The sequence below is a fragment of the Streptomyces sp. NPDC049837 genome, assembly GCF_040674455.1.
Lineage (GTDB): Bacteria > Actinomycetota > Actinomycetes > Streptomycetales > Streptomycetaceae > Streptomyces.
Map to the genome: position 1 here is coordinate 236,044 of NZ_JBFAMP010000002.1, position 12,989 is coordinate 249,032.

The following is a 12,989-nucleotide window of genomic DNA, read 5'->3' on the forward strand; positions in this document are numbered from 1 at the left end:
GGGCAGCGGTGTCTTCGGGGGAGAACGAACTGATCGCCGGGCGCTACCGGGTCATACGGCAGCTCGGGCGCGGCGGCATGGGCGTCGTCTGGCGCGCCGTCGACGAGGTGCTGGGCCGCGAGGTGGCCCTGAAGGAACTCCGTACGTACACGGACTCCTCCGGGCACGAACTGGCCGACCTGCGGCTGCGGATGCAGCGCGAGGCACGGGCCGCCGCGCGCGTGCGCCACCCGGGGGTCATCTCGGTCCACGACGTCTCCGACCACCAGGGCCGCCCGGTCATCGTCATGGAGCTCATCGACGGCCCCTCCCTCGACGACGTCCTGGGCGAGCGCGGCGTCATGGACCCGCGGGAGGCCGCCGCGATCGGCGCCAAGGTGCTGGAGGCGCTCGACGCCGCGCACGCGGTCGGAGTGCTCCACCGGGACGTCAAGCCCGGCAACGTCCTCCTGGACCGAGGGGGACGCGTCGTCCTCACCGACTTCGGCATCGCCGCCATGGACGACCCCGGCGACGGCTCCGCCACCCACCTCACCCGCAGCGGCGAGATCGTCGGCTCGCTCGACTTCCTGGCCCCGGAGCGGGCGCAGGGCCAGGACCCGGGCCCGGCCTCCGACGTCTGGGCGCTCGGCGCCACCCTGTACGCGGCGGTCGAGGGCGCCTCGCCCTTCCGGCGTACGTCGACGTGGTCGACGCTCACCGCGATCGTCTCCGAGCCGCTGCCCGAACCGCGGCGGGCGGGCGCCCTCGGTCCCGTACTGCGGCAGCTCATGGACAAGGACCCGGCGCGGCGACCGGACGCGGCGGGCGCGGCGAGGCTGCTGGCGGCGGTCGCCGAGGGGCGTGACCCCAGGCCGGCCGGCGGGGCCCCGGCGTACGTACCGACCGAGCGCGCCGTGCTGCCGCACCAGCCACAGGGCTTCGGCCCGGCGCCCGCCATACCCCAGGAGCCCGTGCCCCCGGCCGCTCCCGCCGCTCCGGCGGCTCCTGTGGCGCCAGTGGCTCCGGTGGAGCCCGCGGGGCGCAAGGGCCGCGCCAAGGCGTTCGTGGCGGCGGCGACGGTGGCCGTTCTGCTGGCCGGGGGAGGCGTGACGTACGCCTTCATGGACGGCGAGAAGACGGCGACGAGCCAGGAACTGGCGGGTGGGCAGGCCGATGCCGGCGGGAGCCCGGAAGCGGGCCGTCCGCTCGACCCCGGGGCCTCCCCGTCCGCGTCCGGCGGTACGCCGGCCGACCGCAAGCCGTCCCCCTCCGAGCCGGCGGCCGCGAAGTCCTCCCCGGTGGCGGACAAGCCCAGCGCCTCCGCCCCCGGGACGGCCACCGGCGGTGGCACGGACGGTGGGTCCACGGGCGGCGGCGAGCCGGGGACGGCGGGCTCGGGCTCCGGGTCCGCTACGGGCTCCACGGGCGGCGGCTCGGGCCCGGGCGGCGGCTCCACGACGACCACCGGCGGCGGGGACCCGGCACCGGCGCCGGTCTGCCACTCCATCGGCGGCGGCAAGTACAACTGCCAGGTGTGGCGCACCGCGAAGTCCTACCGTGCCGACGGAAGCGAGGCGGGCATCCTCAACGCGGGCACCAACTACTTCTACTGCCAGGCGAACCTCGGCCGCCGCGAGACCCACGGCGAGTGGACCAACGTCTGGTGGGCCAGGACGGACGACGACAGCGGCAACACCGGTGTGTACGTCAGCGACGTCTACATCCAGGGCGGCGACAACGACCAGCCGGTGCCCGGACTCCCCGTCTGCTGACCCCACTTCATCAGGAGGACGGCGGGATCTCGCCCGAGCCGCGCGGGATCAGCACCGTCTCCAGAACGGTCCGGGCCGGGGCGTCGTCGAAGCCGTCCAGCCGCCGGAACAGCCGCTCCGCCGCCGTGCGCCCCAGCGCGGCGGCGTCCTGCGCGATGACGGTGATGCCCAGCAGGTCGGCGAGCTCGATGTCGTCGAAGCCGACGAACGCCACCGGCCGCTCACGCCCGGCCAGTTCGCGTACGACGGTCACGGTCACCCGGTTGTTGCCCGCGAAGATCGCCGTCACCGGCTCCGGGCCGGTGAGCATCGCGGCCGTCGCCTGCCGTACCCGCTCCGGTTCCGTCGAACCCAGCGACACCCAGGCGTCGTCCACCGCCAGGCCCGCGTCCTCCATCGCCGCGCGGTAGCCCCGCAGCCGCTCCACGGCGGTGTGGATGCGCGGCTGGTCGCCGATGAAACCGATCCGCCGGTGCCCGTGCGCGATCAGGTGCGCGACGCCCGCGCGGGCGCCGCCGAAGCTGTCGGACAGCACGACGTCCGCGTCGATCCGCCCGGCCGGGCGGTCCACGAACACCGTCGCGATGCCCGCCCTGATCTCCGGCTCCAGATAGCGGTGGTCGGTGCCGGCCGGGATCACGATCAGCCCGTCGACGCGGCGCGCGCACAGGGCGAGGGCCAGTTCCTGCTCACGGTCCGGGTCCTCGGCGCTGGAGCCGTTGATCAGCAGGGCGCCGTGCGCCCGCGCGACCTCCTCGACGGCGCGGCTGAGCGGGCCGTAGAACGGGTCGGCGAGGTCCTCCAGGACCAGGCCGATGGAGGCGGTACGACCCTTGCGCAGCACCCGAGCGCTGTCGTTGCGGCGGAAGCCGAGCGCCTCGATGGCCTCCTGTACGCGGCGTTCGGTGTCGGCCGTGACGCCCGCCTCGCCGTTGACCACGCGGGAGACGGTCTTCAGCCCGACGCCGGCGCGGGCGGCCACGTCCTTCATGGTCGGCCGGGTGCCGTAGCGGTGGGCGGGGCGGCGGGCGGTCTCGGCCACGGTGCGCTGTCCTGTCGTTCGTCGTCCGGCGGGCGGGAGTGTATGCGAGGCTGTGGCGTCGAGCATAGGCCCTGGACAACGTTGTCATGACGGGGGAGACTGGGGTGAAGCGTTCTTGAACCGCTCTTGAACGTGGCCGTGAAACCAGAGGTCCGCCAGCCGCTCGTGGGCCTTGACGCTCTCCCGGGGGATCCGACGCCGATGCATTCCGACCTCGTCGCCGCGCTGGACATCGGCGGCACCAAGATCGCCGGTGCGCTGGTGGACGGCGGGGGCGGCATTCTGCTGCGGGTGCAGCGGCCGACTCCGGCGCGGGAGGACGGCGAGACGGTGATGGGCGCCGTCGAGGCGGTACTCGCCGAGCTCGCGGCGTCACCGCTGTGGCCGGCCGTCGGTGCCGTCGGCATCGGCAGCGCGGGCCCCGTGGACGCCTCCGCGGGCACGGTCAGCCCCGTCAACGTGCCCGGCTGGCGCGGCTACCCCCTCGTCGAGCGCGTACGCCGCGCCACCGGCGGCCTGCCGGTGGAACTGGTCGGCGACGGCGTGGCGATGACGGCGGCCGAACACTGGCTGGGCGCGGCGCGGGGCCACGACAACGCGCTGTGCATGGTCGTGTCCACCGGTGTCGGCGGCGGCCTGGTGCTCGGCGGCCGCCTGCACACCGGCCCCACCGGCAACGCCGGCCACATCGGGCACATCAGCGTCGACCTGGACGGCGACCCGTGCCCGTGCGGGGCGCGCGGCTGCGTCGAACGCATCGCCAGCGGCCCGAACATCGCCCGTCGCGCCCTGGAGCACGGCTGGCGCCCCGGGCCCGACGGCGACACCACGGCCGCCGCGGTGGCGGCGTCGGCCCGCGCCGGGGACCCGGTCGCCACCGCGTCCTTCGAGCGCGCCGCCCAGGCGCTGGCGGCCGGGATAGCCGCCACGGCGACGCTGGTCGAGATCGACATCGCGGTGATCGGCGGCGGGGTCGCGGGCGCCGACGACGTCCTGTTCGCCCCGCTGCGGCGGTCCCTGCGCGACTACGCCACGCTCTCCTTCGTCCGGCGCCTCACCGTCGCCCCCGCCCTCACCGGCACGGACGCCGGCCTCCTCGGCGCCGCCGCCGCGGCCACCCCGGCCGCCCGGGGCCCGGCCCGGGTCACTTCCACCGCCTGACGCCACGGGGCCCCTGGCGGGGGTGAAGGTTCCTTGTACGTGGGGGCTGACGGGACGACGCACGGCAGCGCACGCCCCGGCACTCAGCGCACCCACGGCGCGACGGGTGCGCCCGCACGGGCGCACCCTGGGCGGGTCAGGGTGTCGTGGTTGACGGGCGGGGCTGGGGGACGATTACCAGGAACGTGTCCGTGGTGAGGTCCATGACCACCTCCGCGGCGAGGCCCTCGGCCCGGCGGGCCTGGGCGAATTCCTCGGCCGGCCAGGAACCGTGCGGGCCGCCTGCCGGGAACCTCTCCAGCACCGTGCGTGTCATCGCGTACCCCCTGTCCATCACCTGCTCCAACGACACTCCACGCCGGAGTGTCACGGCCCAGCAGGCATCTCTTCGTACAGTGAGACGTTTCTCGTGCCCCGTCGGGCGCGACGGAAGCGCAACAGCCCGGCCACAGTTGTGTGCGCGTCAGACACCCGCGTGCCCGGGCGGGTTTCCGTGGCAGGGTGTTGCGGGCAAGCCACTGGGGGCTACGGAGGAGGGGGAACCGTGATCGTCTGGATCAACGGTGCGTTCAGTGCGGGCAAGACCAGCGCCGCGCGCGAACTGGTCGATCTGATCCCGAACAGCACCATCTACGACCCCGAGATCATCGGCGGGGCGCTGCGCCACCTGCTGCCGCAGAAGCGGCTCGCCGAGGTGACCGACTATCAGGACCTGCCGATGTGGCGGCGCATGGTCGTGGACGCCGCCGCCGCGATGCTCGCCGAGGTCGGCGGCGTACTGGTGGTGCCGATGACCCTGCTGCGCCAGGAGTACCGCGATGAGATCTTCGGGGGACTCGCCGCCCGTCGCATCGCCGTACACCATGTGCTGCTGACACCGGACGAAACGATACTGCGCGGACGTATCGCCGCTCGTGAGGAATTCGAGGACGACCCGGAGGGCAACGAGCGCGTCCGCCAGTGGGCGTACGACCACATCGAGCCCTACCGCACGGCGCTCGGCGGTTGGCTCGCCACCGACGCCTACGCCGTCGACAACAGCCGCCTCACCCCGGCCGAGACCGCGCGGACCATCGCCGACGCGATACGCGGCGGGGCGGCCGGCTCGTGCGGGATCGTGCAGACACCGGAGCCGACCGGCGAGACCCTCGCCGCCGGCGTCCTGCTCTTCGACGAGCAGGACCGCGTGCTGCTCGTCGATCCCACCTACAAGCCCGGCTGGGAGTTCCCCGGCGGGGTCGTCGAACGCGGCGAGCCCCCCGCCCGCGCCGGTATGCGGGAGGTCGCCGAGGAGATAGGGCTCGAACTGGACGCCGTACCCAGGCTGCTGCTCGTCGACTGGGAGCCGCCGCGCCCGCCGGGCTACGGCGGCCTCCGGCTCCTCTTCGACGGCGGCCGGCTCACCGCCGCCCAGGCCCGGAGCGTGCTGCTGCCGGGCGCCGAGCTGCGCGGCTGGCGCTTCGTCACCGAGGGCGAGGCGTCCGGGATGCTGCCCCCCGTCCGCTACGAACGGCTCCGCTGGGCGCTGCGCGCCCGTGAACGCGGCACCGTGCTCAACCTGGAGGCCGGCGTCCCCGTCGGCGGAATCGCCGCGTGACCGAACAGGGCTCCTGACAGGGCTTTTACGGCAGTACGGTGCCGACGGCGGCGTCCCGGTCCGCCGCCGCCCTCAGCACGGCCGCCGCATCGTCCGTCAGCGGGTCCCCGTGCCCGAAGCACACCGTGTCCGGCGCCAGCGCGGCGAGCCGCCGCATCGAGGCCTTGGCCCGCTCGCGGTCCACGTGGAAGACGCCCAGGGCCACCCGCCCCACCGACGCCACCGTGTCACCGGTGAACAGCACGCCGTGGCGCGGCAGGTGCACCGCCATCGAGCCGTCCGTGTGGCCCGGCGTGTGCACCACCCGCGCCCCGTCGCCGAAGCCCAGCTCGTCCCCGTCCGCGACCTCACGGTCCACCCGGGCCGGCGGCGCCACCGGAACCGTCAGCCCGTGCTCGTACAGCGGAACCTCCCAGTCCAGCAGGACCGGGTCGGGGACCGGCGCCTCGCCCCGGACGGCCGGCGCGTCCAGGGCGTGGGCCACCACCTCGGCGCCGTACCGGGCGGCCAGTTCACCCGCCGCGCCCACGTGGTCCCGGTGGGCGTGGGTCAGCACGATCCGGCGCAGGTCCTCGGGGCGCAGGCCCCGGCTCCGTATCGCCGCCTCGATCCGCGGACCCGCGCCCGCCCAGCCCGCGTCGATCAGCGTCAGGCCGCCGTCGCCCGCGTCCCCGTCGGCCCACAGATAGGCCTGGCCGATCAGGAAGCGCAGCATGAGCAGTCGGGGCCGTACCTCGATGACATCCATGTTCATGGTCATGCCACCGAACGTACGCACGCCCCGCCCCCGGCGCCCCCGACTCTGCTGTGCGCAGATTCGCCGTCGGCTCAACCGCGCCCGGACGCGGCGTAGTTCAGCAGGAACACCGCCTCCGCGACCGACATGCGCTCCAGCTCGTCCGGCGACACGCTCTCGTTCACCGCGTGGATCTGCGCCTCCGGCTCGCTCAGCCCGATCAGCAGGATCTCCGAGTCCGGGTAGAGCGCCGCCAGCGTGTTGCACAGCGGGATCGACCCGCCCATGCCCGCGATCTGCATCTCCTGGCCCGGGTACGCCACCCGCAGCGCCTCGGCCATCGAGGTGTACGCCGGGCTCGTCACGTCCGCCCGGAACGGCTGGCCCTGCCCCACCTGCTCCACCGACACGCGCGCGCCCCACGGCGTGTGTGCCTCCAGGTGCGCGGTCAGCAGCTTCGTCGCCTCGGCGGCGTCCTGGCCCGGCGGTACCCGAAGGCTGATCTGGGCGCGCGCGGTGGCGTGCACGGACGGGGTGGCGCCGACGACAGGCGGGCAGTCGATGCCCATGACCGTGACGGCCGGGCGCGCCCACAGCCGGTCGCCGACCGAGCCGTGACCGATCAGGCCCACACCGTCGAGCACCTTGGCGTCCTTGCGGAAGTCCTCGTCGGGGTACTGAAGGCCCTGCCACTCGCCCTCGGCGTCCAGCCCGTCGACCGTCGTCGAGCCGTCCTCCGCCCGCAGCGAGTCCAGTACGCGGATGAGCGCGGCCAGCGCGTCCGGCGCGGCCCCGCCGAACAGCCCCGAGTGCAGATTGCCCTGGAGGGTGTCCACCGTGACGCGCACCATCGTCATCCCGCGCAGCGTCGCCGTGACGGTCGGCAGACCCGCCCGGAAGTTCCCCGCGTCACCGATCACGATCGCGTCCGCCGCCAGCAGCTCCGGGTGCGCCTCCGCGTACCGCTCCAGGCCGCCCGTGCCCTGCTCCTCCGAGCCCTCGGCTATGACCTTGACAGCGACCGGGATACCGCCGTTCGCCTTGAGGGCGCGCAGCGCGAGCAGGTGCATGATGAAGCCGCCCTTGCAGTCGGCTGCGCCGCGCCCGTACCAGCGGCCGTCCTCGCGCTCGGTCAGCTCGAACGGGGGCGTGACCCAGCCGGCCAGGTCGAGCGGCGGCTGCACGTCGTAGTGCGCGTACAGCAGCACCGTCGGCGCGCCCTCGGGGCCGGGGAGGTAGCCGTACACCGACTGCGAACCGTCCGGGGTGTCGAACACCGACACGTCCTGGAAGTCCTCCGCCCGCAGCGCGTCCGCCACCCAGTCCGCCGCCGCCCGGCACTCGCTCGGCGGGAACTGCGCCGGATCCGCCACCGACTGGAACGCCACCAACTCCGTGAGCTCCGCCTTCGCGCGGGGCATCAGGGAGGCGACGGTCTCGGCGATCTGCGGGACCGGCCGGGTCGGCTGGGCGGTCATGGGCACGCTCCTGGTGGGTGCGACGTTAAGACTGGCGTTGCGTGTGTCGTTGTACCGCGAACGCGCGTCCGATCCTCCCACAGTGGGCGGGGACGGCCCGCGCCGTAGGATGCGATCACAGGCACGGGCCATGGGTCGGATCAGTCGGAACCAGTCGGAACCAGTCGGGATCAGGAGCAGAAGCACATCGTGAGCAGCGAGAACGCAGACGCCGGTAACGAGTACTCCGCGCCGGTGTGGGATGTCGTCGTGGTCGGCGCGGGGCCGGCGGGAGCGTCCGCGGCTTACGCGGCGGCCGTCGCGGGCCGTCGGGTGCTGCTGCTGGAGAAGGCGGAGCTGCCGCGCTACAAGACGTGCGGCGGGGGCATCATCGGCCCGTCGCGCGACGCCCTGCCGCCCGGCTTCGAACTGCCGTTGCGGGACCGGGTGCACGCCGTCACGTTCTCGCTGAACGGCCGCTTCGCGCGCACCCGCCGCTCGAAGCGGATGCTGTTCGGGCTGCTGAACCGGCCCGAGTTCGACGCGGGTCTGGTCGAGCAGGCGCAGAAGGCGGGCGCCGAACTGCGTACGGGCGCCACGGTGTCGCGCGTTGAGCAGCACGGCACGGCGGTGCCGGACCGGCGTACGGTCGCGGTCGTGCTGGCCGACGGGGAGGTCGTGCTCGCGCGGGCGGTCGTCGGCGCGGACGGCAGTGCCAGCCGGATAGGGGCGCACGTCGGGGTCAAGCTGGACCAGGTCGACCTCGGCCTGGAGGTGGAGATCCCGGTTCCGGAGACGGTCGCGGAGGACTGGGCGGGGCGGGTGCTCATCGACTGGGGTCCGATGCCGGGCAGTTACGGATGGGTGTTCCCCAAGGGCGACACGCTCACCGTGGGCGTGATCTCGGCGCGTGGCGAGGGGTCGGCCACGAAGCGGTACCTGGAGGACTTCATCGCCCGGCTGGGGCTCGCCGGCTTCGAGCCCGCCATCTCGTCGGGGCACCTGACGCGGTGCCGCAGCGACGACTCGCCGCTGTCGCGCGGGCGGGTGCTGGTGTGCGGTGACGCGGCGGGGCTGCTGGAGCCGTGGACCCGCGAGGGGATCTCCTTCGCGCTGCGCTCCGGGCGCCTGGCGGGGGAGTGGGCGGTACGGATCGCCGAGGCGAACGACGCCGTGGACGCGCGGCGCCAGGCGCTGAACTACGCGTTCGCCATCAAGGCGGGGCTGGGCGTGGAGATGGCGGTCGGGCGCCGGATGCTCGCCCTGTTCGAGAAGCGGCCGGGCCTGCTCCACGCGACGATCACCGGCTTCCGCCCGGCGTGGCGCGCGTTCACGGACATCACCCGCGGCGTCACGACCCTGGCGGGCCTCGTCCGCAACTCCGCCGTGGCTCGCCGGGCCCTGGACGCCCTGGACCGCCGGCAGTAACGGGCCTTGCCGGGCCGGGAGGCGGTGACGGGCCGGCGGCCGGCGCGCCGGCTCAGCACGGGGTTATCCGGAACACCGGATGCCGGTGCGCGATGGCGCGCAGGTCCTCGTCGGGCGAGTCGGGGCCGACGCCCTTGAAGAAGATGCCGACCTCGGCCTTCCAGCGCTTGAGGTAGGCCCGCAGCACGTCGGGCTTGTCGTCGTCCCCGACCTCCACGGCGGTGAACGCCTGGACCCGCCTGCCCAGGTGCAGCTCACCGCCGCCCGCCGCGCGCATGTTGTGCGTCCACTGGACGTGACCGCGCGGCGCCACCAGGTACTGGGCGCCGTCCACGGTGAGCACGTTGACCGGCGTACGCCGCCACTCCCCGCTCTTGCGGCCCCGCACGGCCAGGACGCGCGAGCCCCAGACGCTGATGCCGCGCCGGGTCATCCAGGCGACCGCCCGGTTGACGACATGGATGGTGACCCAGCCGGGCTTGATGACGTGCCGGGACTCTGCGGACATGGAACGGACCTCCAAAGTGTGAGCACTGCTCTCGCTTGAGAGCAGTGTGCACGGGAGCGGTGCTCTGGAGCAAGAGCACTGCTCTCTTTTCAGTGCACCGCTCTGGAAGGTGGCAGACTGCTCTCCATGACCACCGTGCGAGGAGCCAGGGCCCGGGCCCGTGTCGAAGTCACCACCGCCATCAAGGACGAGGCGCGCAGACAACTCGCCGCCGAAGGTGCGGCGAAGCTGTCCCTCCGCGCCGTCGCCCGGGAACTCGGCATGGTCTCCTCCGCCCTCTACCGCTACTTCCCGAGTCGTGACGACCTTCTGACCGCGCTCATCGTCGATGCCTACGACGCGATCGGCGCCGCCGCCGAGGCCGCCCTTCAGCCCACGGGCGGCGCGGCCGGTCCAGCCGCCGGCCCGGGCGCCCGCCCCGACCGCGGTCCCGACGGCAGTCCCCGTGCGCGTTGGGTCGCCGTCTGCCGGGCCGTGCGTGCGTGGGCCGTGGCTCATCCGCACGAGTACGCGCTGATCTACGGCTCGCCCGTGCCCGGTTACTCCGCCCCGCAGGTCACGGTCGCCCCCGCCTCCCGGGGCGCGCTCGTCCTCCTCTCCGTCCTCCGGGACGCCCACCGCACCGACGGCGTCGCGCCGCCGCCGCTCGCCGAGGGGCTGCGGACCGAGGCGGACCGCCTCGCGGCCGATCTCGCCCCGGACCTCCCGCCCGCCCTGGTCGCCGCGTTCGTCGGTGCGTGGTGCCAGCTCTTGGGGCTCGTCTCCTTCGAGGTGTTCGGCCACTTCAACGGGGTCGTCGAAGACCCCGATACCTTCTTCGTCCACTCGGTTGACCGGCTCGGGCGCGACCTCGGGCTGCTCCGGTGACGCCGTAGGTCACCGCTCGCGTCATACATGACGGCGGTTGTCAGGTACCGCCGTCATGATCGCTTCTCGTCGGCACTGACGAAGGAGCGTGCAGGTGACGTGTGATGACATCGGCCCCCGGGCCACCGGTACGGCCGCCACGGGCACGCCGGCCGCGCGTGCCCGACTGCGCCGGATCCTCGCCATGGACGCGGCCGGGATGACGGTGTTCGGGCTGATGTACCTCTGTGCGTCCGCGCCCCTCGCCCGGCTGCTGGGCGTCACCGAGGGGCTAGTGGTGAGCCCCCGACCCTTCTCCGGCCCTCCCCTTCTGGAGTTCACCTTGAGAGCCGGGAAGCGTGGGAGGCCGCCACCGCGGACGCCGAATTCCAGCAGCGCACGCGCGCGGCTCGCGAGGGCGCGGGCACACCGGTCACTCCCCATCCGGGCCTGTACGACGTGGTCGCCGACTTCCAAGACGACCGAGCAGGACAGGGATCTGCCTAAAGCTTTAACGATTTGCCTAAAGGCTTTAGGCAAGCGCACAATCGAGTGCGTCGAACGGGAGGGCTGACATGGTGCGCGCGGGACTGACCCCGGAACGCCTGGCCAGGGCCGGTGCGGAACTGGCCGATGAGGTCGGCTTCGAGTACGTGACCGTCTCCGCGCTCGCCAGGCGCTTCGACGTCAAGGTCGCGAGTCTCTACTCGCACGTGAGGAACTCCCGCGACCTCAAGACCCGGATCGCCCTGCTCGCCCTGGAGGAACTCGCCGACAGGGGCGCCGCCGCGCTGGCCGGACGTGCCGGCAAGGACGCCCTGGCCGCGTTGGGGAACGTCTACCGCGACTACGCCCGGGAGCACCCGGGCCGCTACGCCGCGGCGCAGCTCAGGCTCGACCCGGAGACGGCCGCCGCGAGCGCGGGCGGCAGGCACGCGGAGATGACGCGGGCGATCCTGCGCGGCTACGACCTGAGCGAGCCGGACCAGACGCACGCGGTCCGGCTGCTCGGCAGCGTCTTCCACGGTTACGTCAGCCTGGAGCTGTCCGGCGGGTTCAGCCACAGCGCCCCCGGCTCGCAGGAGAGCTGGGAGCGGATCCTGGACGCCCTCGACGCCACGCTGCGCAACTGGCCCACGCGGCCCTGAACGCGCCCACCCACCCACCACTTCGAGCAACAGGCCGAGCCATGCCCACCACGGACCACCCGATCACCACGCCCGTCACCGCGGACCTCCTGCGCGGCGCCCTCGACGTGGAGCGCACCGAGCACGGCGTGCTGCCGCACCGGCTGCCCGCCTGGGCCCGCGCCCAGTGCACCGACGGGCAACTGGCCATGGCCGAGGCCCAGCCCTCCGGCGTACGGCTGGTCTTCCGCACCCGCGCCACCACCGTCGAACTGGAGACGCGGCCCACCAAACGGGTCTACGTCGGAGCCCCGGCCCGCCCGGACGGCATATACGACCTGCTCGTCGACGGCGCCCTGGCCGGACAGGCGAGCGTCGGCGGCGGCAACACCCTGACCATCGACATGACCACCGGGACCGCCGACCACCGGACCGGCCCGTCCGGAACGCTCCGCTTCACCGGCCTGCCCGACCGCGACAAGGACGTCGAGATCTGGCTCCCGCACAACGAGACCACCGAGCTGATCGCCCTGCGCACCGACGCCCCCGTCGAGCCCGCACCGGACCGGGGCCGCAAGGTGTGGCTGCACCACGGCAGTTCGATCAGCCACGGCTCCGACGCCGCGAGCCCCACCACCACCTGGCCCGCACTCGCCGCCTCCCTCGGCGGCGTGGAACTGGTCAACCTGGGCCTGGGCGGCAGCGCCCTGCTCGACCCGTTCACCGCCCGTACGATGCGGGACACCCCCGCCGACCTGATCAGCGTCAAGATCGGCATCAACCTGGTCAACACCGACGCGATGCGCCTCCGCGCCTTCACCCCCGCGCTCCACGGCTTCCTCGACACCATCCGCGACGGCCACCCCACCACACCCCTGCTGGTCGTCTCCCCGATCCTGTGCCCCATCCACGAGGACACACCCGGCCCCAGCGCCGCGGACCTCACCGCCCTGAGCGCCGGGGAACTGCGCTTCCGCGCCACGGGCGATCCGGCCGAGCGCGCGAGCGGGAAACTGACCCTGGGCGTCATCCGCGACGAGCTGGCCCGGACAGTGGCGCAGCGGGCGGCCCAGGACCCCCACCTGCACTACATGGACGGCCGTGACCTCTACGGCGAGCCGGACGCCGCCGAGCTGCCGCTGCCCGACCGGCTCCACCCGGACGCCGCCACCCACCGCCGCATCGGCGAACGCTTCGCCGCGCTGGCCTTCGCCCCGAACGGCGCCTTCGCCCCGAACGGCGCCTGCAAGGACGGCGGCGCCGTACTCCCGGGGGAGTACCGCTGATCACCCCGCCCGGCTGACGCCGCACCCGGGCGGCCGCGTCTAGCGTG

12 protein-coding genes are annotated in these 12,989 nt (G+C 73.7%); 7 read left to right on the forward strand and 5 right to left on the reverse strand.

What is annotated here, in order from left to right:
• Positions 1-8: 8 nt before the first annotated feature.
• The gene (locus tag AB0J57_RS05705) at positions 9-1,754 is read left to right on the forward strand and encodes a serine/threonine-protein kinase (RefSeq protein ID WP_366126705.1); all 1,746 of its coding nucleotides are present in this window, start codon (positions 9-11) and stop codon (positions 1,752-1,754) included.
• Between the two features lie 10 nt (positions 1,755-1,764).
• Here the strand turns inward: AB0J57_RS05705 and AB0J57_RS05710 are convergent, their stop codons facing one another.
• Positions 1,765-2,796, reverse strand: a complete 1,032-nt coding sequence (locus tag AB0J57_RS05710) for a LacI family DNA-binding transcriptional regulator (RefSeq protein WP_366126706.1) — start codon at positions 2,794-2,796, stop codon at positions 1,765-1,767.
• A 201-nt stretch (positions 2,797-2,997) separates the two neighbouring features.
• On the opposite strand from AB0J57_RS05710, the gene AB0J57_RS05715 reads away from it, so the two are divergent.
• The gene (locus AB0J57_RS05715) at positions 2,998-3,957 is read left to right on the forward strand and encodes an ROK family protein (RefSeq protein ID WP_366126707.1); all 960 of its coding nucleotides are present in this window, start codon (positions 2,998-3,000) and stop codon (positions 3,955-3,957) included.
• Between the two features lie 136 nt (positions 3,958-4,093).
• On the opposite strand, the gene AB0J57_RS05720 is transcribed toward AB0J57_RS05715, so the two are convergent.
• A complete protein-coding gene (locus AB0J57_RS05720) occupies positions 4,094-4,273 on the reverse strand; it encodes a hypothetical protein (RefSeq protein ID WP_366126708.1) in 180 nt (59 codons plus the stop codon).
• 228 nt (positions 4,274-4,501) lie between these two features.
• On the opposite strand from AB0J57_RS05720, the gene AB0J57_RS05725 reads away from it, so the two are divergent.
• Positions 4,502-5,554, forward strand: coding sequence for an NUDIX domain-containing protein (locus tag AB0J57_RS05725; RefSeq protein ID WP_366126709.1), 1,053 nt, complete (start codon positions 4,502-4,504; stop codon positions 5,552-5,554).
• A gap of 25 nt (positions 5,555-5,579) precedes the next feature.
• Here the strand turns inward: AB0J57_RS05725 and AB0J57_RS05730 are convergent, their stop codons facing one another.
• Positions 5,580-6,302: an MBL fold metallo-hydrolase gene (locus tag AB0J57_RS05730; RefSeq protein ID WP_366127159.1), complete on the reverse strand. Its 723-nt coding sequence runs from the start codon at positions 6,300-6,302 to the stop codon at positions 5,580-5,582.
• 80 nt (positions 6,303-6,382) lie between these two features.
• A complete protein-coding gene (locus AB0J57_RS05735) occupies positions 6,383-7,768 on the reverse strand; it encodes a dipeptidase (protein ID WP_366126710.1) in 1,386 nt (461 codons plus the stop codon).
• 189 nt (positions 7,769-7,957) lie between these two features.
• Here AB0J57_RS05735 and AB0J57_RS05740 point away from each other — a divergent pair, with 189 nt between their 5' ends.
• A complete protein-coding gene (locus AB0J57_RS05740; RefSeq protein WP_366126711.1) occupies positions 7,958-9,175 on the forward strand; it encodes a geranylgeranyl reductase family protein in 1,218 nt (405 codons plus the stop codon).
• A gap of 52 nt (positions 9,176-9,227) precedes the next feature.
• On the opposite strand, the gene AB0J57_RS05745 is transcribed toward AB0J57_RS05740, so the two are convergent.
• Complete coding sequence (locus AB0J57_RS05745) at positions 9,228-9,683, reverse strand: nitroreductase family deazaflavin-dependent oxidoreductase (protein ID WP_366126712.1); 456 nt, start codon at positions 9,681-9,683, stop codon at positions 9,228-9,230.
• 126 nt (positions 9,684-9,809) lie between these two features.
• Here AB0J57_RS05745 and AB0J57_RS05750 point away from each other — a divergent pair, with 126 nt between their 5' ends.
• The 3 genes from AB0J57_RS05750 (at position 9,810) to AB0J57_RS05760 (ending at position 12,942) form a co-directional block, all read left to right on the forward strand.
• Complete coding sequence (locus tag AB0J57_RS05750; protein WP_366126713.1) at positions 9,810-10,550, forward strand: TetR/AcrR family transcriptional regulator; 741 nt, start codon at positions 9,810-9,812, stop codon at positions 10,548-10,550.
• Between the two features lie 554 nt (positions 10,551-11,104).
• Complete coding sequence (locus AB0J57_RS05755; RefSeq protein ID WP_366126714.1) at positions 11,105-11,677, forward strand: WHG domain-containing protein; 573 nt, start codon at positions 11,105-11,107, stop codon at positions 11,675-11,677.
• Positions 11,678-11,718: 41 nt separating this feature from the next.
• Positions 11,719-12,942: a GDSL-type esterase/lipase family protein gene (locus AB0J57_RS05760; RefSeq protein ID WP_366126715.1), complete on the forward strand. Its 1,224-nt coding sequence runs from the start codon at positions 11,719-11,721 to the stop codon at positions 12,940-12,942.
• Positions 12,943-12,989 lie beyond the last annotated feature (47 nt).

Excerpts from the sequence above, each read along its gene's own strand:
- AB0J57_RS05715 (WP_366126707.1), top strand. The coding sequence starts at position 2,998 with ATGCATTCCGACCTCGTCGCCGCGCTGGACATCGGCGGCACCAAGATC.
- AB0J57_RS05720 (WP_366126708.1), bottom strand. The coding sequence starts at position 4,273 with ATGACACGCACGGTGCTGGAGAGGTTCCCGGCAGGCGGCCCGCACGGT.
- AB0J57_RS05730 (WP_366127159.1), bottom strand. The coding sequence starts at position 6,302 with ATGGATGTCATCGAGGTACGGCCCCGACTGCTCATGCTGCGCTTCCTG.
- AB0J57_RS05735 (WP_366126710.1), bottom strand. The coding sequence starts at position 7,768 with ATGACCGCCCAGCCGACCCGGCCGGTCCCGCAGATCGCCGAGACCGTC.
- AB0J57_RS05745 (WP_366126712.1), bottom strand. The coding sequence starts at position 9,683 with ATGTCCGCAGAGTCCCGGCACGTCATCAAGCCCGGCTGGGTCACCATC.
- AB0J57_RS05750 (WP_366126713.1), top strand. The coding sequence starts at position 9,810 with ATGACCACCGTGCGAGGAGCCAGGGCCCGGGCCCGTGTCGAAGTCACC.
- AB0J57_RS05755 (WP_366126714.1), top strand. The coding sequence starts at position 11,105 with ATGGTGCGCGCGGGACTGACCCCGGAACGCCTGGCCAGGGCCGGTGCG.
- AB0J57_RS05760 (WP_366126715.1), top strand. The coding sequence starts at position 11,719 with ATGCCCACCACGGACCACCCGATCACCACGCCCGTCACCGCGGACCTC.